Origin of the sequence: uncultured Friedmanniella sp., assembly GCF_964244005.1 — a bacterium.
Classification (GTDB): Bacteria; Actinomycetota; Actinomycetes; order Propionibacteriales; family Propionibacteriaceae; genus Microlunatus.
This window is the reverse complement of sequence record NZ_CAXTHG010000044.1, coordinates 1-21,261: the sequence shown is the minus strand read 5'-3', so window position 1 is coordinate 21,261 and position 21,261 is coordinate 1. Positions and strand designations below refer to the sequence as shown.

Annotated in this window: 23 protein-coding genes; 17 read left to right on the top strand and 6 right to left on the bottom strand. The window is 70.4% G+C overall.

The genetic code is table 11. The annotated features are described in order from the left end of the window. Window positions 1-30 precede the first annotated feature (30 nt). Complete coding sequence (locus tag ACFE76_RS19460; RefSeq protein WP_375433439.1) at window positions 31-690, bottom strand: response regulator; 660 nt, start codon at window positions 688-690, stop codon at window positions 31-33. After that, on the bottom strand, window positions 687-1,934 hold the full coding sequence (locus ACFE76_RS19455; protein WP_375433438.1) for a sensor histidine kinase: 1,248 nt from the start codon (window positions 1,932-1,934) through the stop codon (window positions 687-689). Before ACFE76_RS19455 ends, ACFE76_RS19460 begins: the two co-directional genes overlap by 4 nt. Window positions 1,935-2,103: 169 nt before the next feature. On the opposite strand from ACFE76_RS19455, the gene ACFE76_RS19450 reads away from it, so the two are divergent. Next, the gene (locus ACFE76_RS19450) at window positions 2,104-3,516 is read left to right on the top strand and encodes a ferric reductase-like transmembrane domain-containing protein (protein WP_375433437.1); all 1,413 of its coding nucleotides are present in this window, start codon (window positions 2,104-2,106) and stop codon (window positions 3,514-3,516) included. Window positions 3,517-3,580: 64 nt separating this feature from the next. On the opposite strand, the gene ACFE76_RS19445 is transcribed toward ACFE76_RS19450, so the two are convergent. Next, a complete protein-coding gene (locus ACFE76_RS19445) occupies window positions 3,581-3,736 on the bottom strand; it encodes a hypothetical protein (protein ID WP_375433436.1) in 156 nt (51 codons plus the stop codon). Window positions 3,737-3,746: 10 nt separating this feature from the next. Here ACFE76_RS19445 and ACFE76_RS19440 point away from each other — a divergent pair, with 10 nt between their 5' ends. The 6 genes from ACFE76_RS19440 (at window position 3,747) to ACFE76_RS19415 (ending at window position 7,957) form a co-directional block, all read left to right on the top strand. Beyond that, window positions 3,747-3,998 carry an FMN-binding protein gene (locus tag ACFE76_RS19440; RefSeq protein WP_375433435.1) on the top strand — a complete coding sequence of 84 codons (252 nt, stop codon included), beginning with the start codon at window positions 3,747-3,749 and terminating at the stop codon, window positions 3,996-3,998. After that, a complete protein-coding gene (locus ACFE76_RS19435) occupies window positions 3,995-4,804 on the top strand; it encodes an FAD:protein FMN transferase (RefSeq protein ID WP_375433434.1) in 810 nt (269 codons plus the stop codon). Before ACFE76_RS19440 ends, ACFE76_RS19435 begins: the two co-directional genes overlap by 4 nt. Next, window positions 4,801-5,139, top strand: a complete 339-nt coding sequence (locus ACFE76_RS19430) for a hypothetical protein (RefSeq protein ID WP_375433433.1) — start codon at window positions 4,801-4,803, stop codon at window positions 5,137-5,139. The genes ACFE76_RS19435 and ACFE76_RS19430 overlap by 4 nt, the downstream gene beginning before the upstream one ends. A 262-nt stretch (window positions 5,140-5,401) precedes the next feature. Further along, entirely contained in the window at window positions 5,402-6,196 is a 795-nt protein-coding gene (locus ACFE76_RS19425) for an ABC transporter permease (protein WP_375433432.1), read from the top strand. Further along, window positions 6,189-6,998, top strand: coding sequence for an ABC transporter permease (locus ACFE76_RS19420; RefSeq protein ID WP_375433431.1), 810 nt, complete (start codon window positions 6,189-6,191; stop codon window positions 6,996-6,998). Before ACFE76_RS19425 ends, ACFE76_RS19420 begins: the two co-directional genes overlap by 8 nt. Beyond that, window positions 6,995-7,957 (top strand): ATP-binding cassette domain-containing protein, encoded by a 963-nt coding sequence (locus ACFE76_RS19415; protein ID WP_375433430.1) that lies wholly within the window; start codon window positions 6,995-6,997, stop codon window positions 7,955-7,957. The genes ACFE76_RS19420 and ACFE76_RS19415 overlap by 4 nt, the downstream gene beginning before the upstream one ends. Window positions 7,958-7,961: 4 nt before the next feature. On the opposite strand, the gene ACFE76_RS19410 is transcribed toward ACFE76_RS19415, so the two are convergent. Beyond that, window positions 7,962-8,948 (bottom strand): hypothetical protein, encoded by a 987-nt coding sequence (locus ACFE76_RS19410; protein WP_375433429.1) that lies wholly within the window; start codon window positions 8,946-8,948, stop codon window positions 7,962-7,964. Continuing rightward, complete coding sequence (locus tag ACFE76_RS19405; protein WP_375433428.1) at window positions 8,945-9,328, bottom strand: PadR family transcriptional regulator; 384 nt, start codon at window positions 9,326-9,328, stop codon at window positions 8,945-8,947. Before ACFE76_RS19405 ends, ACFE76_RS19410 begins: the two co-directional genes overlap by 4 nt. 303 nt (window positions 9,329-9,631) lie before the next feature. Here ACFE76_RS19405 and ACFE76_RS19400 point away from each other — a divergent pair, with 303 nt between their 5' ends. The 3 genes from ACFE76_RS19400 to ACFE76_RS19390 all read left to right on the top strand — a co-directional run bounded on the left by ACFE76_RS19400 (window position 9,632) and on the right by ACFE76_RS19390 (window position 13,601). Continuing rightward, window positions 9,632-10,411 carry a class I SAM-dependent DNA methyltransferase gene (locus ACFE76_RS19400; protein ID WP_375433427.1) on the top strand — a complete coding sequence of 260 codons (780 nt, stop codon included), beginning with the start codon at window positions 9,632-9,634 and terminating at the stop codon, window positions 10,409-10,411. A gap of 135 nt (window positions 10,412-10,546) precedes the next feature. Next, the gene (locus ACFE76_RS19395) at window positions 10,547-12,142 is read left to right on the top strand and encodes a metallophosphoesterase (protein ID WP_375433426.1); all 1,596 of its coding nucleotides are present in this window, start codon (window positions 10,547-10,549) and stop codon (window positions 12,140-12,142) included. Between the two features lie 157 nt (window positions 12,143-12,299). Then, a complete protein-coding gene (locus tag ACFE76_RS19390; protein WP_375433445.1) occupies window positions 12,300-13,601 on the top strand; it encodes a phytase in 1,302 nt (433 codons plus the stop codon). Window positions 13,602-13,692: 91 nt separating this feature from the next. Here ACFE76_RS19390 and ACFE76_RS19385 read toward each other — a convergent pair whose 3' ends face one another. Further along, window positions 13,693-14,454 carry an alpha/beta hydrolase family protein gene (locus ACFE76_RS19385; RefSeq protein ID WP_375433425.1) on the bottom strand — a complete coding sequence of 254 codons (762 nt, stop codon included), beginning with the start codon at window positions 14,452-14,454 and terminating at the stop codon, window positions 13,693-13,695. 84 nt (window positions 14,455-14,538) lie between these two features. Here ACFE76_RS19385 and ACFE76_RS19380 point away from each other — a divergent pair, with 84 nt between their 5' ends. From ACFE76_RS19380 to ACFE76_RS19350, 7 genes are all read left to right on the top strand, one after another. Beyond that, entirely contained in the window at window positions 14,539-15,927 is a 1,389-nt protein-coding gene (locus ACFE76_RS19380) for an aspartate aminotransferase family protein (protein ID WP_375433424.1), read from the top strand. Between the two features lie 65 nt (window positions 15,928-15,992). Continuing rightward, on the top strand, window positions 15,993-16,205 hold the full coding sequence (locus ACFE76_RS19375; RefSeq protein WP_375433423.1) for a hypothetical protein: 213 nt from the start codon (window positions 15,993-15,995) through the stop codon (window positions 16,203-16,205). Beyond that, on the top strand, window positions 16,198-16,635 hold the full coding sequence (locus tag ACFE76_RS19370) for a TA system VapC family ribonuclease toxin (RefSeq protein ID WP_375433422.1): 438 nt from the start codon (window positions 16,198-16,200) through the stop codon (window positions 16,633-16,635). Before ACFE76_RS19375 ends, ACFE76_RS19370 begins: the two co-directional genes overlap by 8 nt. 544 nt (window positions 16,636-17,179) lie before the next feature. Continuing rightward, complete coding sequence (locus tag ACFE76_RS19365; protein ID WP_375433421.1) at window positions 17,180-17,599, top strand: hypothetical protein; 420 nt, start codon at window positions 17,180-17,182, stop codon at window positions 17,597-17,599. Window positions 17,600-17,688: 89 nt separating this feature from the next. Then, window positions 17,689-19,425: a hypothetical protein gene (locus ACFE76_RS19360; RefSeq protein WP_375433420.1), complete on the top strand. Its 1,737-nt coding sequence runs from the start codon at window positions 17,689-17,691 to the stop codon at window positions 19,423-19,425. 10 nt (window positions 19,426-19,435) lie between these two features. Continuing rightward, window positions 19,436-19,840 (top strand): hypothetical protein, encoded by a 405-nt coding sequence (locus ACFE76_RS19355; RefSeq protein WP_375433419.1) that lies wholly within the window; start codon window positions 19,436-19,438, stop codon window positions 19,838-19,840. Between the two features lie 442 nt (window positions 19,841-20,282). Beyond that, a partial coding sequence (locus ACFE76_RS19350) for an IS5 family transposase (protein ID WP_375433418.1) occupies window positions 20,283-21,261 on the top strand: 979 nt, incomplete at its 3' end.

Sequence of the window (21,261 nt, the reverse complement as noted above, 5' to 3'; positions counted from 1 at the left end):
GAGGAGGCGCGATCAGCTGAGGGGGCGCGATCAGCTGACCAGGCCCGACTGGTAGGCGATGACGACCAGCTGGGCGCGGTCGCGGGCCCCGAGCTTGGTCATCGCCCGGCTGACGTGAGTCCGGGCGGTGGCGGGGCTGATGAAGAGCTGCCGGCCGATCTCGTCGTTGTTCAGCCCTTCCCCGATCAGGGCCAAGATCTCGCGTTCGCGGTCGGTGAGCTCGGCCAGACCAGGATGGGTCCGGGCTGCCCGGGGGGCGGCTGTGTCCCGGAGGGTGTCGATCACCCGCCGGGCGACGGTGGGGGAGAGCAGCGACTCCCCGGCCGCGGCGAGCCGGACCGCGCGGATCAGGTCAGCGGGTTCGGCGTGCTTGACCAGGAAGCCGGCCGCCCCGGCGCGGAGGGCGGCGAAGACGTACTCGTCGGACTCGAACGTGGTCAGCACCACCACCCGGACGGTCGCGAACGCGGGCTCGGCGGCGATCAGCCGGAGCGCGCTGATGCCGTCGAGGACGGGCATCCGGATGTCCATCAGGATCACGTCCGGCGGGGAGTGGCGGGTGAGCTCGACAGCCTGCCGGCCGTTCTCGGCCTCCCACAGCAAAGACAGGTCGTCCTCGGACTCGAGCAGGGTTCGCAGCCCGAGCCGGATCAGCTGTTGGTCGTCGGCCAGGCCGACCGTGATGGTCACGGCCGGGGCGCCGTTCGGGCCGGTTCGCCGACCACGGCCAGGGTCGGGTCGCCGGCCGGCAGCTCGGCCCGGATCCGGAAGCCACGCTCGGGCAGCGGTCCGACGACCGCGGTGCCACCGACGGCCTGAGCACGCTCGCGGATGCCGGTGATCCCGCTGCCGTCGACGTGGTCGTTGCGGTCGTGCCGGCCGTCGTCGGTGATCTCGACGACCAGCCGTCCGGCCGCGCGGGTCACGGAGACGGTGATGGCCGCGTCCGGGGCGGCGTGCCGGACGACGTTGGTCAGCCCCTCCTGGGCGATCCGCAGGGCGGCGTGCTGCACGGCGACCGGCAGCTGGCCGTGGTCGGCAGCCAGGCCGGTGTAGTGGATGGTCCGGCCGGACGTCTGCAGGGCCGCCACCAGCTTGTCCAGGCCCGCCAGGCCGGTCACCGGTGGCGTGTCACCCCGCAGGCTGGCCAGCGTGCTGCCCAGCTCGGCCAGGGCCTGCTTGCTTGTGCTCCGGATGGCTTCCAGAGAAGGCCTCAGCTGGTCGGGTCGCTTGTCCAGCAGGTGCAGGGCGACCCCGGCCTGCATGTTGATCACGGCCAGCGAGTGGCCGACGACATCGTGGACCTCGCGGGCGATCTGCAGCCGTTCCTCGTACGCGTCGCGCCGACGGGCGGCCAGCAGGTCGTGCTGGGCCGCCTCGTGCCGGGTGGTGAGGACGAGGGCGACCAGCCCGGGCAGCAGGATGCCGGCGGTCCCGAGCACGACGGCGAGGTAGAGGCCGGGGTCGCCGAACCCGGCGTACCCGTGGGTCCAGTAGCCGGCCGACAGGGCCACGGGGACGGCGAGCAGCAGCGGCCCGAGCTGGCGGGGCGGGAAGCGGGTCATCAGCGTGTGCACGGCCAGCGCCGGCCCCAGCAGCACCAGGCCGTACGGCCCGCCGGCCAGCAGGAACGCGGCCATCGCGGCCAGCACGCCGGCGTAGGCCAGGCGCGGGACGGTCCGCCGCAGGCCCAGCGCGACCACCAGCACCAGCGCCGCCGCCGCCTGAGCGGGGTCGACCGAGTCCGGCAGCGACCCGTCGCGTCCCGGTCCGCCACGACCCAATCCGGCGCCGTCGCGGTCGCCCGCGCCGCGGCCCATCAGCCCGGCGCGCCGGTTGTCGAAGTCGGCCAGGTGCACGGTGGTCAGCGCCAGGATGCCGACGCCCAGACCGAGCGCCGCGTCCTCGACAACGCGGTTCAGGTGGGTCGGCATCGGTCGACGTCCTCGGGGAGCGGGGTGGGCGGGAGCGCCTCTCAGCCTAGGCTGCGCCGTCCCGCGCCGCGTACGCTCGCGGGCGTAGTGGCCCTACGTCAGGGGGCGCAGCCGAAATCATCGCCAGAGCCGATGCGTGAGCCCCCTCCTCCCGGGGAGGATAACGGCCATGACCGCCTTGGCCGATGCGCCGCCGACCGCAGCACGGCCCGTAAGGGCTCCCCGGCTGGGTGCCGAGGCCCGGCGGGACGAGACGGTCCGGCTGGCCGGCGGGGTGGCGCTCTGGCTCGGTCTGCTGCTGGTCACCTTCTGGTGGGTGCGCGACGGTGGCGTCACCGACCTGCTCGGCGGGTGGGCGAGCGGGCTCACCTCGGCGGGCCGGCTGAGCGGCCTGTGGTCGGCGGACCTGCTGTGTGTCCAGGTGCTGGTGATGTCGCGGCTGCCGCCGCTGGAGCAGGCGTTCGGCCGGGACCGGCTGGCGCGCATCCACCGCATCATCGGCTTCCTCTCTTTCGACCTGATGGTCGGCCACGTGCTGACGATTATCGGTGGGTACGCCGGGGCCCGCTGGTCGGCGGTGCTGCCCACCACCTGGGACCTGCTCACCACCTACGGCGGGGTCCTGCTGTCGGCCGCCGGCACCGCCGCTCTGGTGATGGTCGCGGTCAGCAGCATCAGGGCCGCCCGCCGCCAGCTGCGCTACGAGTCATGGCACCTGATCCACCTCTACGCCTACCTGGGCGTGGGTCTTGCGCTGCCGCACCAGCTCTGGACAGGGAGTGACTTTCTCGCCTCGCCCGGCGCCACCCTCTACTGGTGGACGCTGTGGGCGACGGCGGCCGCGACGGTGCTGGTCTGGCGGGTGGGGCTGCCCGTCTGGCGCACGCTGCACTACCAGCTGCGGGTGGCCGGTGTCGTGCGGGAGGCCTCCGACGTCGTGTCGGTCCACCTGACCGGGCGCCGGCTCGACCGGCTGCCGGTCCGCGCGGGCCAGTTCCTCACCGTCCGGTTCCTCGCCTCTCCCGGCTGGACCCGCGCCAACCCGTTCTCGCTCTCCGCGGCGCCGGACGGCCGCAGCCTACGGATCACCGCGAAGGCCCTGGGCGAGGGCAGCGCCCGGCTGGCGCACCTCGAGCCCGGCACCCGGGTGTTGTTCGAGGGTCCGTACGGCCGGTTGAGCAGCCGGGCGCGCACCCGGCGCACGGTGCTGCTGGCTGGTGCCGGGGTCGGGGTGACGCCGCTGCGGGGACTGGCCGAGGGTCTCGACTACGCGCCCGGCGAGGCCGTCCTGCTGTACCGCTTCACCGGCGAGCCGCTGTTCGCGGCTGAGCTCGATGAGCTCGCCCAGCAGCGTGGGCTTCAGGTGCTGGCGCTGCCCGGCTCACGGCCGACGCCCGGCTCCGTCCTCGGACCGTTGGCCGGGCGTGACGAGCTGCGGGCGCTGACCGCGTGGGTGCCCGACCTCGCCGAACGGGACGTCTACCTCTGCGGGCCCACGGCGTGGACCGACGGGGTCCAACGCCTCGTCCGTGCCGCCGGCGTCCCCGATGACCGTATCCACACCGAATCCTTTGGCTGGTGAGACCGATGAGACGCATCGTGGTGTGGCTCGCCTCGACGATCACGATCGTGGTGCTGCTGTTCGGTTACCACACCTCGACCAACAGGCCGTCCGCTACCGCGAGCAGCGTGAGCAGCTCGAGCACGGCCGCGCGCCCGGATCCCAGCCCCAGCAGCGATCCGAGCCCCAGCAGCACCCCGAGCTTCAGCCCGTCCAGCAGCTCGGCGACGAAGACCGCCACCGGCTCGGTCGTGCAGACCCGCTGGGGTCCGGTCCAGGTGCAGATCACGGTCGCCGCCAGCACGATCACCAAGGTCACGGTCCTCCAGCAGCCGAACGGCAACCCGAGGGACACCGAGATCAACGACTACGCGCTGCCCATCTTGATCAAGGAGACGACCAGCGCGCAGAGCGCCCAGATCGACATGGTGTCGGGAGCCACGGTGACCAGCGACGGTTATCTCCGGTCGCTGCAGGCCGCGATCGACGAGGCCGGAATGTGAGCACCACCGTCGTCGGCGAGGCCGGCGTGCGGACCCGACGTGAGGTCGAGCACGTGATGGGGATGCCGGTGAGTGTCGCGCTCCGTGGCCGGCACAGCCACAGCGCGGCCGGCGCGGAGGCCTGGCGAGCCGTGGTGGAGGAGCTCCGGCACGTCGACGCGGTCTTCAGCACCTACCGGGACGACTCGGTCGTCCGCCGCCTCGACCGAGGCGAGCTGACGCTGGCGGAGTGCCCGGCGGAGGTGACCGAGGTGCTGGCGCTCGGCGCTCAGGCCGAGCGCGACTCGGGCGGGGCGTTCGCGATCCGGCTGCCCGACGGGCACGGCCGGCTACGGCTCGACCCGAGCGGGGTGGTCAAGGGCTGGGCGGTCGAACGCGCGGCCCGGCTGCTGACCGCGCTGGAGGACACCGACGTCTGCCTGTCGGCCGGCGGGGACATGGTCTGCCACGTCGCGGACCCGGAGCGGCCGGCCTGGCGGGTCGGCCTCGAGGACCCGCGCGACCCGACCAGGCTGCTCGCGGTCGTCCCTGTCCGCTCCGGCGCCGTCGCCACCTCGGGCACCCGCCACCGCGGCCAGCACCTCCTCGACGCCCGTACGGGCCGGCCAGCCGAAGGGGTCGCCTCGGTCACCGTGATCGACCCCTCGCTCACCGAGGCCGATATCGACGCCACTGCGGCGTATGCGCTCGGCTTCAAGGCGGCCGACTGGCTGCGAGGTCGGGGCCGGACGGCGTTGGTCGTCTGGCTCGACGCCACCACCACGATCCTTGACGGACGTAACACCTGGGAAAGGACTACCGCATGACCCTCCTGCTGCTTCCCCTCGAAGGACACCCGCCGTGGGGCCACGGCCCCTACGCCGACGGCGGGATGTCGGTCCTGCCGTTCCTCGGCAGCTTCCTGCTCGTGCTGGCCGTGCTCGCTGCGCTCGCGTTCTCGCTCTGGCGGGCGGGCCGGCTGACCCTGCCCACCCTCGCCAGCCGGCAACCGCCCGAGGACGAGGCCCGCCGGATCCTCGCCGAACGTTTCGCCCGCAGCGAGATCAGCAGCGACGAGTTCCTGGAGCGCTCCAGCCTCCTCAACTGGACCCCCGGCAGCGATGCCGTCCCCGCCCGCCGACGACGTCAGAGACGTCGCTGACGGTCGAGGTGCGCCGCCAGCCGCTCCCGTAGCATCCGGGCGCAGCGCTGCTCGGCCACGGCGGAAGAGAGGTCGGGCAGTCCGTCCGCGGCGGGCGGCCGCCCGAGCGAGGTGGCGACAACGGGTTGAGCTCACAGAGCTCATCGACGGAGGCGTCCCCGACCTGGCGGCCGGGCTCACGCGATCCTGCTCAGGGCTGGTCACCCGGCCACCTGCCCCTCGGTCGAGGCTCGCAGCAGCCGGTCAGTAAAGTCCGGTGCTCGTGGGCCCTTACCTCGAGCTGGCGCGGGCGGAGTTCCGGCGCTACTCGACGTACCGGTTGGCCATCGCGGCGGGCGTCTTCACCAACACCGTGTTCGGGCTGATCAAGGTCGGCGTGCTGTTCGGCGCCATTGCCGCGGCCGGTGGCAAGATCAACGGCTACGACCAGCGCCAGGCCGCCACCTACGTCTGGCTCGGCCAGGCCCTGCTGGCCCCGGTCGCCATGTACGCGTGGAGCGAGGTCGCCGACCGGGTCCGGACGGGCGAGATCGCGGTCGACCTGGCCCGGCCGGTCGACCTGCAGCTGTCCTACTGGGCGCGTGACCTGGGCCGGGCGGCGCTGGCCCTGCCGACCCGGGGACTGCCGCCGCTGGTGCTGGGCGCGCTGCTGATGGGGCTGGCCTATCCCGCGTCCTGGACCGCGTACCCGCTTGGGCTGGTCAGCATCGCGCTCGGCGTCTCGGTCAGCTTTCTCTGTCGCTACGGGGTGAACCTGATCGCCTTCTGGACGCTCGACGTCCGCGGCTACCTCAATCTCTACACCCTCGTCCTCGGCCTGTTCAGCGGCTTCTACCTGCCGGTGCACATCTTCCCGGACTGGCTGCGCGGCCTCGCGTACGCGTCGCCGTTCCCGTCGATGTTCCAGTCGCCGATCGACGTGCTGTCGGGCCGAGTGCTCGGCTGGGAAGCGTGCCGGGTGCTGGCGGTGCAGAGCGCCTGGCTCGTCGGCCTGGTGGTCCTGACCCGGCTGGTGCTGTGGCGGGCCGCTCGGCGGCTGGTGGTGCAGGGTGGCTGAGCTCGGGTTGCCCGCCGCGTACGCCCGGGTAGTCGGCTCGCGGGTGCGGGCGCAGCTGTCCTACCGGTCCAGCTTTGCGGTCAACGTGGCCAACGCGTTCGCGCTCGGCCTGCTGGAGTTTTCCGAGATCTACGTGCTGCTCGCGAACGCGCCGACGCTGGGCGGGTTGACGTTCGCCCAGGCGGCGCTGGTCTTCGCGCTGGCCACCCTGGGCTTCAGCCTCGCCGACCTCGTGTTCGGGCAGGTCGACCAGGTGCCGGCCTACATCCGCGAGGGGACGTTGGAGGCGTTCCTGGTGCGGCCGATGCCGGTGCTCGCCCAGATGATCACCGCCGACTTCCAGCTTCGCCGGGCCGGCCGGACCGTCTTCGCGCTGCTCGTGCTCGCCGTCGTGCTGGTCCGGCTCGACCTGCCGGTCACCGGGCGGACGATCTACCTGCTCGTGGCGACGCCGCTCGTCGGGATGGCGATCTACGCCGCCCTCTTCGTGGTGGCGGGCGGCGTCCAGTTCTTCTTGATCAACGGGCAGGAGTTCACGAACTCCTTTGTGTACGGGAGTGCGTACGCCGGTCAGGTCCCCGGCAGCGTCCTGCTGCTTCCGGTGCGGGTCCTGTTCACGTTCGTGGTCCCGGCCACGGTCACCGCGTACCTGCCGGCATTGTTGATCATGGAACTTCCCGGCCCGGCGTGGCTGCCGGCCGCCCTCGGCTGGTGGGCGCCGCTGCTGGCGGTCTGGATCTGGGCGCTCGCCTGGTTTGCCTGGCGCAGCGGGCTGCGGCGCTACACCGGAGCCGGCGGGTGAGCGAGCCGCTGCTCGAGCTGCGCGACCTGCGGCGCGACTTCGTGGTCCGGACAGGCGAGGGCCTGCGGCGGACGCGGCGGGTCGTCCGGGCGGTCGACGGGATCAGCGCAACCATGGCGGCCGGGGAGTCCTGCGGCTACATCGGCGCCAACGGGGCCGGGAAGTCCACGACCATCAAGATGCTTACCGGCATCCTGGTCCCCACGAGCGGTTCGGTGCGAACCTGCGGGCTCGACCCGGTACCCCGGCGGCGCGAGCTGGCCCGGCACCTCGGCGTGGTGTTCGGCCAGCGCAGCCAGCTGTGGTGGGACCTGCCGCTGCGCGAGTCGTTCGACATCCTGGCGGCGATCCACCGCATCACCCGAACCGACGCCCGGCCGCGGATCGCCCAGCTGGTGGCGGGCCTGGAGCTGGAGCCGTTCCTGGACACCCCCGTCCGGCAGCTGTCGCTGGGGGAGCGGATGCGCGGCGAGGTGGCGGCGGCGCTGGTGCACCGGCCCAGATTGTTGATCTTGGACGAGCCCACTATCGGGCTGGACATGATCAGCAAGGAGCGGCTGCGCCAGTTCCTGGTCGCCGAGCGCCGGACCGAGGGGACGACGTTGCTCTTGACCACCCACGACATGGGCGACATCGAGCGGCTCTGCGAGCGGGTGCTCGTCGTCGACCTGGGTCAGCTCGTCTACGACGGGACCTTGACCGGGCTGGCCAACCGGGTCTCGCTGCGGCGGATCCTCGTCGTCGACCTGGAGGAGCCGCATCCGCCGCTGCGGCTCGCCGAGGCCGATCACGTCGGCAGCGAGCTCGACGGCCAGCGGCAACGGCTCGCCTTTGCGCCCGACCAGACCACCGCCGCCCGGGTGCTGGCGGCGGTCAGCGAACAGGTGGCGGTACGCGACCTGCGGCTCGAGGAGCCGGCCGTCGAGGACATCGTCCGGACTCTCTACTCCCGCGGCTGACAGCTCAGCCGCTGACCATCCGTCGCGCACGGCTGCGGTGGAAGCCGACTATGACGACGGCTGCGACCAGCACGACGAGGAGGGGGTCGAGGGCGACGCTCCCCGCGCGGTTGGGCGTGACGACGTGGCTTGCGATCGCGCAGAAGACCATGACCGGTACGGCAGTCACCGTGATGGCCGTCGGCCAGCCTGGATGGCGACGGCTCACCAGCGACGAGGCGACCAGGACGAGGCCCGTCAGCACCGGGAGAACGCTGGCGGCGGCGGCGAATCCGACGTTCCCCGGGCCGGCCATCTCCGCGACGCTCCACCCGAGGAACGGCTGGGTGAGCAGCAGCCCCACCGCCACCGCGGCCACGACACCCAGGCCGAGGCCGAGCATCCACCCGGACGTCCGCCGGCTCGCCCGGACCGTGGCGAGCGCAGCCAGGAAGCCGAGAGCGGCGAAGAGAGCCAGCACCAGCAGCCTGGGTCTCGGATAACCCGGGCCGATGGGCCAGTACATCCAGCCGGCGTAGCCGACCGCCGTGAGGATCAGCAGCCTGGCGACACCGCCGCGGCCCAGGATCACGAGCAGGGCCGCGGACATGAAGGCGAGGTACAAGCCGACGCCGATGGTCATGAACGGACCGGAGATGAAGAACCCGCCGTAGTGGTGGATCTCCTCCGGTGGCGGCCGGTCGCGAGCACCGATCACCTCACCGCCCAGCATCACCAGGGCCAGTCCGGCGGCGAGGACCATCGCCACCGTGGCGACCTGCACCCGCAGCCTGTCGGGCAGCCACCGCAGCACCGACTCGAGGCGCTCCTCGAGGCCGTGGCCGACCAGGTCCAGCACCGCCCCGAGCGTGCGGGTCGAACCCTGCTGTGCCTGGTCCTGGTCCATCAGCACCGCGACCATCTCGTCCTCGTGCCGGCGGCGCCAGGCCCGCGGATAGCACCGTAGGAGCCAGCGGTAGCGACGCTCGAACTCGCCCTCCGAGCGGGTCACGCCAGGCTCTCCAGCCGAAGGACGGGGGAGGGAGTCTGCGTGGCGGGACGCTGCTGAGCTGCGCGGTGCCGCAGGCCCGACGTCGCCGCCTGCGCGAGGCTCTCGAGCCTCCGCACCTGCGCGGACAGGACGTCCGCGCCGGCCTCGCTCAGCTCGTAGTAGCGGCGGTGACGCCCGGCCACCACTTCTGAGCCCACTTCCGTCACCAACCCGTCGCGCGCGAGCCGATCCAGTGCGCCGTACAGACTGCCAGGACGCAGGCGCACCCGACCCTCGGACAGCTCGGTCACCGCCTCGATCAGCGCGTAGCCGTGGCGTGGACCGGGGGCCAGGGCGCTCAGCAGCAGGAGCGTGGGTTCCCGTACGTCGTCGACCCTCATACCGACAAGATACTCAATCGGTCTGAGTATAGGAAGGGCCTCACCCGTCGGCTCGTCGCCGAGGATGGATCTATGGATGACGCAAGCGACCCGTCCAGGCCGAGTGGGACCGGCGCTACGCCGACCAGCAGCGGTGACCGCGCTCGACGTGTCTGGTCTCGGCGCAGTACCCGGACCTGCTGCGTAGGCCCGGGGCGCACCACACCGACGAGGTGATCCTGCGCGCTCGCCGGCTGCGCTGAGTCGCGCAGGCCCGGCGAAAACGGGATGAACCGCTCCGGTGTCCGGCGTAGCGTCCCCCTGGTGACCGAGACACCCGACGCCGGACCAGCTGACGACCCGGCCGACGGCTGGTTTCCCGAGAGCGTGGCCGCGACGTACGACGGGCCGGGCGGGGCCAACGATGCGGCGGTCGTGGAACCGATGGTGGACGTACTCGTCGACCTCGCTGCCGGGGGCCCGGTGCTGGAGCTCGCCGTGGGGACCGGGCGGATCGCTGCTCCGCTGGCGGGGCGCGGCGTACCGGTCACCGGGATCGAGCTGAGCCGAGCCATGGCGGCGCGGATCGCGGACAAGCCCGGCGGGGCAGCGGTCGAGGTCGTCATCGGCGACATGACCAGCACCCGGGTACCGGGGGAGTTCTCGGTGGTCTACCTGGTCTTCAACACGATCAGCAACGTGACCAGCCAGGACGGCCAGGTGGCCGTCTTCGTCAACGCGGCCGCTCATCTGCGCCCGGGCGGCTTGTTCCTGGTCGAGGTCGGTCTGCCCAGCCTGCGCCGGCTGCCGCCCGGACAGGACGTCGTCCCTTTCGCGGTCGTCCCGGACGGGGAGGGTGGGGGCTACGTCGGCTTCGACCAGTTCGACGTCGTGACGCAGCAGTTCACCTCCACCCACGTCACCGTGACCGCCGACGGCACCGGACAGTTCCGCCGGATCCCCTTCCGCTACGCCTGGCCAGCCGAGATGGACCTGATGGCGCGGATCGCGGGGCTGCGCCTGAGGCACCGCTGGTCGGACTGGGACCGGTCCCCGCTGACTGCGGACAGCACCACGCACGTGTCGGTCTGGGAGAAGCTGTGAACGGAGGCGTCGAGTTCGACCCCTTCGTCCACGGTCTGTCCTCGCGGTGACCGTCAGCCGGTCCACGCGCTGTTCACGCCGTGTTCACGGCCGACGGGTGGTCGGGCCAGATCTGCTGGTGGTCGAGTGGGGCTCATGAGTGATGACCGAGCGCTGTTCCAGGCCCATGTGCGGCGTCGTACGTTGTTGGCCTCCGGTGCCGGCGGAGTCGCTGCCCTGGCCGTCGGCGCCCCGGAGGCGAGCGCCGACGTCCGCCCAGGGACGAGCGGTGGTGCCGACCGGCCCACCCAGGTTCCGCCGGTGGAAGGGCTGCACGTCCAGTTCGGCGCGGACGCTTCCACCGAGGCCGTCGTCTCCTGGCACACCTTGCAGCCGGTCGAGCGTGCACGGGTGCTGCTCGGCACCAAGCGGCAGTACCGGCGCAGCGTCCCTGCGGCGACCCGCACCTACGTCGACGCCAAGTCGGGCCGCACCGTGTACGCCCACCACGCGCGGCTGGGCGGACTGGCCGCGGCGTCGGACTTCGTCTTCCTGGCTGCGCACGCGGGCGCCCAGCCCGAGGCCGGCTCGCTGCAGACCGCGCCCCGCGGCCGGAGCGAGGGCTTCACGTTCACCAGCTTCGGGGACCAGGGCACGCCGACCGTCGGCAAGAAGTACGCCCCGCCCGCCGGGGTCGACCTGGCTAACCCGCCGTGGGTGAACGACAACCTCGGCTCACCGGCGGCGGGGGACACCACGGCTGGCGTGGAGCGGGTCCAGCCGCTGTTCCACCTCTTCAACGGCGACCTCTGCTACGCCAACCTGGCCGAGGACCGGGTGCGGACCTGGTGGGACTTCTGGGACAACAACTCCCGTAGCGCGCGGCACCGGCCCTGGATGCCGTCCGCCGGCAACCACGAGAACGAGCTGGGCAACGGCCCAATCGGCTACGCCGCCTACCAGACCTATTTCGAGGTGCCGGCGGCCTCAGGCCAGACCGACGTGACCCGGGGCCTCTGGTACTCCTTCACCGCAGGTGCAGTCCGGGTGATCTCGCTCGCCAACGACGACATCACCTACCAGGACGGCGGCAACTCCTACGTCCGCGGCTACTCCGGAGGCGCCCAACGGCGCTGGCTCGAGTCCGAGCTGCGGGCCGCCCGCCACGACCGCAGCATCGACTGGATCGTCATCTGCATGCACCAGGTCGCCATCAGCACCGCGGACAAGTTCAACGGCGCCGACCTCGGGATCCGCCAGGAGTGGCTGCCCCTGTTCGAGCGGTACGGCGTGGACCTCGTCGTCTGCGGCCACGAGCACCACTACGAACGCTCGCACCCGCTCCGGGGACACGAGGACAACGCCACTCTGACGCCTCGTCCGGCCGCTACCGAGACCGCCGTCGTCGACACCACCCGAGGGACCGTGCACATGGTCATCGGTGGGGGAGGGACGTCGGCGCCGTCCAACCAGCTCTTCTTCGACCCGCCCGCCTGCCGGGTGATCACCGCAGTCGGCCCGCCCGATCCGACCACCGGCAAGCGGCCCCCGGTCTACGTCCAGGAAGCTGCGCCCTGGTCGGCGGTCCGCAACGCCGCGAACTCCTACGGCTTCGCCGCCTTCACCGTCGACCCAGGCCACCGCGGTGGCCACACCACGATGACCGTCACCTACTACGACGTCACCGGGCTCGGCGGCGCGCTGACGCCCTTCGAGACCTTCGAGCTGCGACGGCCCCGCCGGGACAGCTGACCAGGTGACGGGCCGCTTCCGCCGGCTGGGTGCTGTCCGTTCGGAACCGACGCGTCATGATCGGGGCACGGTTCGGTCTGGCGCCAAGGTCTGGTCAGTCAGTGTTCATCTGGACGTCACCCGCACTCCCGCCGGCGCCCCTACGGTCGGCGACGTGATGAACTTGACCCGTCCCCTGCCGCTGCTGGCGGCCTCCCTCGCGTCCATCCTGCTGGTCCCGGTCCCGGCGTACGCCGACCGGCCGGCGACCCGCCCGACCGGCTCCGACCGGTTGGTCGAGGTGCGGCCCGCCCTCGAGACGCCGCCGGTCTTCGACGACGACGCGGGCGGTAACGGGGACGCCGACGACCCCGCCATCTGGGTCAACCGCCGCGACCGGTCCCGCAGCGTGGTGATCGGTACCGCGAAGAACGCCGGCCTGCAGGTCTTCGACCTCCACGGTCGGCTGGTGCAGACCGTGCCGGCACCGGCCGCTCCCACCGACGCCGACGAGCCCGGCCGGTTCAACAACGTCGACATCGTGCGCGGCTTCTCCCTCGGCGGCCGGACGGTCGACCTCGCGGTGGTCAGCGACCGCGGCCGCGACCAGATCCGTTCCTACGCGATCAACGCCCGGACGGGCCGGCTGTCCGACGTCACCGCGGCCCACGTCCCGTTCGCCTTCTCCGCCGACCAGGCGCAGGTCAACGACCAGGAGACGGTGTACGGCCTGACCACCTACGTCGACCCGGACGGCACCGCGTACGCGGTCGGCACCCGCCGGCACACCAGCGACCTCGGGCTCTTCCGGCTGGTCGCCCGCCACGGTCGGGTCAGCTATCGACGCGTCGACACACTCACCTTCCCGAGCACGTTCCGGCTGCCCGACGGCGGCTCGTGGAGCCCGTGCGAGGACCCGGGGGAGGGCCCGCAGCTGGAGGGACTGGTCGTCGACCCGGCCAAGCGCACCCTCTACGCGGCTCAGGAGGACGTCGGTCTCTGGCGGCTCCGGCTGGGGCACGGCCGCTTTGCCGGCGTCCCGCGCAACGTCGAGCGGACGCAGGAGTTCGGTGTGCCGGCCGTCTACGACCCGGCAGCTGAGGAGTGCGCGGTCACCGGCCCCGACCCGGGGTTCGGCGGGCGGATCGCCGCTGACGTCGAGGGCCTGACCATCTACGCCACCGGGCGCCGGTCGGGCACCCTGCTCGTGTCCAGCCAGGGCGACAACACCTTCTACACCTACGACCGGCGGACGCTGGCGCCCCTACGGCACTTCGCGGTGGTCGACGGACCTGCGGCGGACGGGTCCTCCGACTGCGACGGCGCGGCCACGGTCGCGACCCCGCTGCCCGGCTATCCGCACGGGCTGCTGGTGGTCCAGGACGGCGACGACACCCCGGTCGTGCTGGACGGCGAGGGGGAGGCCCGGACCGTCACCAACTTCAAGTTCCTCGACGCCGGGGTGCTCCGCCACCGCTGAGGGGCCGGCCGCGGTCAGCCCGGCAGCAACTGCTCTTAGCAGCGGTCAAGGGCGGCGGAGGTGAGGGCCCAGCCGGCGCCGGCGCCGGCGACTAGGAGGGTGGAAGGTACGGATCGACCCAGGCGCTGATGATCCGGGCGGCCCGCCTGGCCTGGTCCCGACCGGTGAGCAGGTGGTCGGCACCCTCCAGCGAGACGAAGCTGCGGGGGTGCCGGGCCGCCCGGAAGATCTGGGACGCGTTCATGATCCCGACCGTGTTGTCGGTGGGGGAGTGCAGCACCAGCAGGGCCCGTTTGAGCGAGCGGATCTGCTCGTGCAGGTCGGCGGCCCGGACGTCCTCGAGGAAGTGCCGGCGCAGCGTCAGCGCCTTGCCGCCCACCAGGAAGGGAGCTTCTCCGTCGGCGAGGATGCGTTCGACGAGCGCGTCGTAGTTGTGCTCCACGTGCTTGGGCTCGTACGGCGCGCACAGGCTGCTCACGGCGCGGACGGAGTCGATCTGGTGGGCCGCCGCGATCACCGCGGCGCCGCCGAAGGAGTGCCCGACCAGCAGCCGGACCTCACGTCCCGAGCCGTTCATGAACTCCGCCGCGCGGACGGTGTCGGCCACCTTGTGCGAGAACGACCCGTCGCCCCAGTCGCCCTCGGAGTCGCCCAGCCCGAGGTTGTCGAATCGGAGCATCCCGACGCCATCGGCCGCCAGCTGCTTGCAGATCCGGCTGGCAGCGGGGCTGTCCTTGCCAAGGGTGAAGCCGTGGGAGAACACCCCCCAGCCGCGGACCAGGCCCGCGGGTTGGTCGATCAGGCCGGCCAGCCGCGCGCCGGTCGTGCTGAGGAACCCCACGCGCTCGGCCACGCCCGCATCCTCTCAAACACGGGCGGGTCTGCCAGAGTGGGTCCAGCGCCATCCTGACCACCGCACGCTTTTCGAGGAGAACCGATGACCGCGGTCGACCACCACCTGCCGGACGCCCCTGAAGCCAACGACGTGACCGACGCAGGACCGCCTGACGCGCCGTCGACGGGTCCGTCCAACGCCGAGGTCAGTGCCGCGGACGCGAGTGCGGTGTTCCACTCCTGGTCCAAGCAGGGCGGGCTCCAGCCGCTGCCGCTCGCGGGCGGACTGGGCACGAGGGTGTGGGACCACGACGGCAACCACTACCTCGACTTCTCCAGCCAGCTGGTGTTCACCAACATGGGTCACCAGCACCCCAAGATCATCGCGGGCATCACCGAGCAGCTCCAGACGCTGACCACGGTGGCCCCGGCGCACGGCAACGCCACCCGGGCCGAGGCGTCCCGCCTCATCACCAAGCGCGCGCCGAAGGGCTTCAGCAAGGTCTTCTTCACCAACGGCGGCGCCGACGCCAACGAGAACGCCATCCGGATGGCCCGGCTCGTGACGGGCCGGGACAAGGTCGTCTCGCGCTACCGCTCGTACCACGGGAACACCGGCGCGGCGGTCGTCGCGACCGGTGACTGGCGCCGGATCCCCAACGAGTACGCGCGCGGCCACGTGCACGTCTTCGGTCCCTATCTCTACCGGACCGAGTTCTGGGCCAGCACGCCCGAGGAGGAGTGTGCCCGCGCGCTGCACCACCTCGAGCGCGTGATCCAGGCCGAGGGTCCGTCCACGGTCGCCGCGATCCTGCTCGAGACCATTCCCGGCACCGCCGGCATCATGGTCCCGCCGCCGGGCTACCTCGCCGGCGTCCGCGCGATCGCCGACCGCTACGACGTCCTGGTCATCCTCGACGAGGTGATGGCCGGGTTCGGCCGCGCAGGGGAGTGGTTCGCCTTCGACGCGCACGAGATCCGTCCCGACCTGATCACCTTCGCCAAAGGGGTCAACTCCGGCTACGTGCCGGTCGGTGGCGTGGTCATCTCCGACGAGATCGCCCACGCGTTCGACGACCGGGTCTTCCCGGGCGGTCTGACCTACTCCGGCCACCCGCTCGCCGCGGCCAGCATCGTGGCGACCCAGCGGGCGATGGAGGAGGAGCGCGTGGTCGAGAACGCGGCCACCATCGGCCGTGACCTGCTCGCCCCAGGCCTGGCCGAGCTCGCAGCAAAGCATCCCGTCATCGGCGAGGCCCGCGGCGTGGGCGTGTTCTGGGCGCTGGAGCTGGTCGCCGACCCCGACACCCGCGAGCCGCTCGACCCGGCGTCGGTCGCCCGATTGAAGGCCGACCTGATCGGCCGCGGCCTGCTGCCGTTCGTGACCGACAGCCGGATCCACGTCGTCCCGCCGGCCAACGTGTCCGCCGACGACGTGCACCAGGCGCTGGCGATCTACGATGACGCGTTCACCGCGGTGGGAGCTCGCTGAAGGTCGGCGTGATGCGCGATGCGTGATGCGTGATGTTGAATTACGGTGTGCCTATGAGAACCACGTTGACGATCGACGACCGGGTGTTGGCAGCCGCCCGCAGCCGGGCGCATCGGCGTGGCTTGTCCATCGGCGAGGCGCTGTCGGAGCTCGCCTTGATCGGCTACGAAGCGGAGCTGTCGGATCTGCCAAGCGCACCGGGCTTTCCGATCCTGCCTCGGGTTGACGGGCACGTGATCACGGTCGAGATGGTGGACGCTGCTCACGACGATGAGTGAGGAGAGGTTGGCTGTCCCGGACGTGAACGTCCTGGTGGCGCTGACCAACCCGTCACACGTCTTCCACCAGGAGTCACACCGATGGTTGCGAGGAGTGCTGCGCTACGCGACCACGCCGGTCACCGAGACCGGCCTGCTGCGGCTGCTGCTGAACCCTGCCGTGACCGGACAGCCGGTTACTGCCCAGCAGGCGCTCGGCATCCTGTCGGGCATCCGGGCCGACCCTCGCTCTGAGTTCCTGGTTGACGACACCAGTCTGGCTGACGCCGTCGTGGACACCACGGGTATCGCAGGGCTCCAGCAGCTGACCGACTGGCACCTTCTCAACCTGGCCACTCGCCATGACGGCCTTCTCATCACCTTCGACCGGAAGATTGCCCGATCGGTCCTGCCGGCAGACGCAGGCCGGATCGTGACCTTGAGCGGGTAGTAGTTGACATAACGTCGCTTATCGGACAGATATTGATGGGCTGAGCGATGTGGCGCCAGATCGGAATGTGGACACATCATGGTCGAGGCTTCTCGCAGTGGCCCGCGGTGCGCAACCATGCGTATCAAAGCGAGCTCCCGTCGCATCCGGCGTATCAGGAGTTCACTGATCCGATCGGACGGATGATGCGCTTAACACCTCGGGGTTCACGATTTAGGGCTTGTTACCGCGCGCTTCCGATGCCATGAGCGAGATCGGACCCTCAGGGCCCGTCGCTCGACGGCCGTTCTCCCAGGGCGCCCTGGTCCTGGTAGCGGTGGGCCTGCTGACACTGGGTTTGCTCGTGGGTGCCTTCGTCGGCTGGGCCAGACTGCCCACCGCGACTCCATCCGGGCCGAGCCCGTCGCCCTCGCTACCGTCCGGTGCGGGATCCACCAGCCCGACCGACCCAAACCTCTCGTCGCAGCCTGGTCCGTCACCCTTCGTCACAACCGACCCGAGCGAAGCTACGTCGACCCCCGACCCGAGCCCGACTGAGACGCAGTTGACGCGGCAAGAGCAAGAGGACCAGGCGCTGGCCGACCTGCAGAACCAGGCCGCCACAGACCTGGAGCGCACCGAACTCGACGGTCACTGGAGCGCGCAACTGGCCTCGAAGGATGTCGGCGTGACGGACACCTATCAGCGCACGGCGTCGGGTTCGCACACGTTCGAGGCCGCCGACATTTTGGCCGAGCACCAGCGACTTCGGGACCGCCTGAGCCCGCCCTACACGATCCGGTTGCTGTACGGACCTGATGCCTTTGGCACCGACGACACAGACGGACGCGCACTCTGGTACACCTTCGCCGTCGACAACTTCGATTCCAAAAAGGACGTCGAGCAGTTCTGCAAGTCCGCGTTTCCCGAACTGGGCAAGGACGAGCGCGGCAATCAGTGCTTCCCCCGCCGTCTGAGCCGATGAAGCGCAAGTGAACACGCATTGGTCGTGGAGATCCTGAGAGGCAGACAGATGATCGAGCCTATCGCCGACGCCTACTCGGGGACGTTCCGGTGACCGCCGCGCACGCCCAGGCCGCCGCCCCGACCGCCGAGCGTCTCCGTCCTGAACGTACCGACGCCACGCGATACCTCTGCGCGGCCGCCTACCTCGATGAGGACTTCGCACGCACCGTCCTGGACGAGGTGCTCTACCAATCCCACCGATCGGTGGCGCCGTCCCACGGGTTCAGCGTCGTTCCTGTGGTCCGGCACTGCCTGGCCACCCGGCGAAGGACCCTGCTGCGGGATGCTGTCGTGACAGTGCTGCTGTTGGCTGGGTTGGTGGCCTCGCCCACCGCCGGCGTCGTTCTCGCCATGACCGTTCTGTCCCTGTGGTTGCTCGTGCGCGGCGTTGGGCTGCTATACCGGCGGCAGGTGACCGCCGGCCTCGTCCACGTAGGCCTGAGCGTGCTGGTAGGTCCATTGGCAACCGCGGTGCTACTGGTAGGACCCAATCTGCTGTCCGGGATGAGCGTGTTCGCCTTGGTCTTCTACGGATTGCAGCAGCCAGGAGCGCTGCTCGGGCGCTGGTTCTTCACGTTCCTGGCGGGCTTGCTCATCTGGCTTACCTACTTCCTCGACCGGCTGAAGGTGCACCAGACCATCGCCGTGGAGCTGACGAGGGACGTCTTCGAGCCCGACCGAGCGCCCGCCGCTGGGCCGGACTCAGAGCAGCGGTTGGACTACTTGGACAAGGCACAGCAGGGCAACCTCACCCTCTACTCCGAAAGCGCTGGGGCCGACCCGTTCGTCGGCTTCGGCGATGTCTACCGGCGCTGGTCACTCGTCGCCCCGCTGCGGGCCGCGGGTCCTGCGGCGCAACCCGGGACGAATGCGGCCGCAGTAACCAGTCCGGAGGCCGTCCCCTTCAGCACCGACGAGCTCTACGAAGCGATCCGATCCGGCATGGTCGACCTCGGCCAACGACACCGGCCGCAAGACGACGTGATGCCGCACCTGAGCGTGCGCGACCGCGTGTTCGTGGCTGGGCGACTCCCCACCACCAGCGAGTACCTCTTCCAGGGTCGCCCCCTTAGCCGGCTCTTTCCTGAACAGGTACGACAGGTTGGACACACCGAGCGCGGCCGGGTGCGCCATTACCAGGCGGTCCGGATGGCGGCGTGGAATGGTGAGCTGGAGGTGACCACCTTCCTGCACGCGTCTCAGCGCGGACGGATGCTCTTCATTGAGTTCGTCGCCACTGTGATGCCCGGGATCCGGCCGGCCTACCGCCGGATCGACACGTACGACCGATTTGATGTCGGGGCCAAGCTGCGCGCGGCGGGCTTGGCGGTCGGTGACCTGATCCGCTCCCCCCGCGCCGTGCTGAACCTAGTTGCGAGGGCGAGCGCGGCGGTTCGACGGAGCCTCGACGAGGCGTCGGAGGACCAGCGTATCGGCCGGCAGTTGGCGTTCGACTACGGCAGCCGGGTGAGCGTCCGCGAGATGGGGTCCAATCCCAACGGACTCGTCGGCTTTCAGCTCTACGACGCGGACGAACGGATGCGGATCATCGAGCGGCACGTGGTCGAGGTGCTTGCGCAGTTCCTTCGCCATCACGGCTACGACCTCAGCGAATTCGCCGGCCAAATGTCTACCGTGATCAACAGCACTCGAATCGAGAACAGCAACACCTTCAACAACTCGACGCTCAACTCGTCGTCGGTCGCCGCCGGAAGCTCGGCTTCGGCTTCGGCTTCGACAGTCAGCCAGTCCCAGCCGTCTACAAGCCCAGTCCCGCCCACCTGAGGAGCTGACAATGAATCAGTCCGACGCCGTCAGCGGCGAGCACAGTAGCACCACGATCACCGGTTCGACCGTCACCGGTTCGGCGTTTGCGACCGGCTCCCGGGCGCACGCAACAGCCACGAACAGCTCGGGCGGTGGTAACCAGGTGGAGGAGGCGATCGCGCGGTTGCGACAGGCGCTGGGTGACGCACAGCAGACCGCGGGACGGCGTGATGACGAGACTCGGGAGGATATCGGGCTGGCCCTAGGCCGGCTCGAGGCCCTAACCGACGAGCTGCGGTCAGCGCCGCCCGTGCGAGACTGGAGCCGGGTGAAGAGGTTGGTTTCGGGTATCGGTGCCGCGCTGACCAGACTCACGAGTTTGACGGGCGACGTCGACGCGCTCCGCGATGCTGTTGAAAGACTGATCCGATGAGTGGCGGGCCAGCGGTCTGCGCCTGCGGTACTGTGCCCGAGGCGGGCGACGTTGAGTGCTCGTTGTGCGGGCGTGACCTCGGCTGGCTGCAGCCGGCCGTCCGCCCCCCGGTCCTCAGCGGCCCACAGAACCCCGGCCGGCAAGCATCCACCCCTGCACCCTGGACTCCCCCGCAGCCTCCGGTCGACTCGTGGGTCCTGACGCCAGGCGGTACGGTCACGCCAGTTCCGATTGCCGGGAACAATCTGCTTGCACTGGCCATCTTGGGTGTGGCGATCACCGGCATGGGCATTGTTATTGGTTATTTCGCGATCACCGTACTGCTCAGTCGCTGAGGCACCGCGGATTGGTGTCGTCGTAGATACCCCTAGGGAAGCGCTGATTTTCTCTTGGGCTCGGGGCGGCGTCTGGTCTGGCGGTGGGGGCGGGGAGAGGATGAGTTATGGGTAGCGAGCAGCCGAGTTTCACTGATGTTGAGTACGGCAACCGTCGGCGGGTGTCTCGTCGGGAGACGTTCTTGCAGACCATGGATGCCACGATCCCGTGGGCGGTGTGGGTCGGGTTGGTTGAGCCGGTCTACTACTCGGTTGCGAAGGGGCGTAAGCCGAAGCCGGTGGAGACGATGCTGCGGATGTACCTGCTGCAGGTGTGGTTCTCCCTGTCGGATGAGGGTGTGGAGGAGGCGGTCTATGACTCGTATGCGATGCGCCGGTTCATGAGGTTGGACTTTGCGGTCGAGCAGGTGCCGGACGCGACCACCCTGTTGCATTTCCGTCATCTGTTGGAGAAGCACCGGTTGGGTGAGCAGCTGTTCCAGACGCAGAACCAGCTCTTCGACGAGCACGGCTGGGTCATGCGGGGCGGCTCGATCGTGGACGCCACGATCATCGCGGCTCCGTCGTCGACGAAGAACGCTGCGGGTGCCCGGGACCCGGAGATGCACCAGACGAAGAAGGGCAACCAGTGGTACTTCGGGATGAAGGCTCACATCGGGGTTGATGCGGGCACCGGGTATGTCCATGCGGTGAGGGTGACGGGGGCGAACGTGCACGACCTCGACGAGGTCGCCGACCTGGTGCGGGCCGATGACGAGGTGGTGTACGCCGATGCCGGCTACCAGGGTGTCGGGAAACGGCCCGACGTGGTCGCCGACCCGCACCTGGCGGGGGTGGAGTTCCGGGTCGCGGCCCGCAAGGGGAGGTTGAAGACGATGGCCGGGCCGGACCGGGTGGTGGAGTCACGGAAGGCGTCGGTGAGGGCGAAGGTCGAGCATCCGTTCCTGGTCGTGAAACGCGACTTCGGTTTCGTCAAGACCCGTTACCGCGGGCTCGTCAAGAACCGCCACCACCTGTACGTGTTGTTCGCCTCAGCGAACTGGCTGATGCGGGCCCGTGCCGTCACCCTGACCGGGGTGGCGGCGT

Excerpts from the sequence above, each read along its gene's own strand:
- ACFE76_RS19355 (WP_375433419.1), top strand. The coding sequence starts at position 19,436 with ATGAATCAGTCCGACGCCGTCAGCGGCGAGCACAGTAGCACCACGATC.
- ACFE76_RS19370 (WP_375433422.1), top strand. The coding sequence starts at position 16,198 with ATGAGTGAGGAGAGGTTGGCTGTCCCGGACGTGAACGTCCTGGTGGCG.
- ACFE76_RS19405 (WP_375433428.1), bottom strand. The coding sequence starts at position 9,328 with ATGAGGGTCGACGACGTACGGGAACCCACGCTCCTGCTGCTGAGCGCC.
- ACFE76_RS19450 (WP_375433437.1), top strand. The coding sequence starts at position 2,104 with ATGACCGCCTTGGCCGATGCGCCGCCGACCGCAGCACGGCCCGTAAGG.
- ACFE76_RS19455 (WP_375433438.1), bottom strand. The coding sequence starts at position 1,934 with ATGCCGACCCACCTGAACCGCGTTGTCGAGGACGCGGCGCTCGGTCTG.
- ACFE76_RS19390 (WP_375433445.1), top strand. The coding sequence starts at position 12,300 with ATGAACTTGACCCGTCCCCTGCCGCTGCTGGCGGCCTCCCTCGCGTCC.
- ACFE76_RS19380 (WP_375433424.1), top strand. The coding sequence starts at position 14,539 with ATGACCGCGGTCGACCACCACCTGCCGGACGCCCCTGAAGCCAACGAC.
- ACFE76_RS19430 (WP_375433433.1), top strand. The coding sequence starts at position 4,801 with ATGACCCTCCTGCTGCTTCCCCTCGAAGGACACCCGCCGTGGGGCCAC.
- ACFE76_RS19395 (WP_375433426.1), top strand. The coding sequence starts at position 10,547 with ATGAGTGATGACCGAGCGCTGTTCCAGGCCCATGTGCGGCGTCGTACG.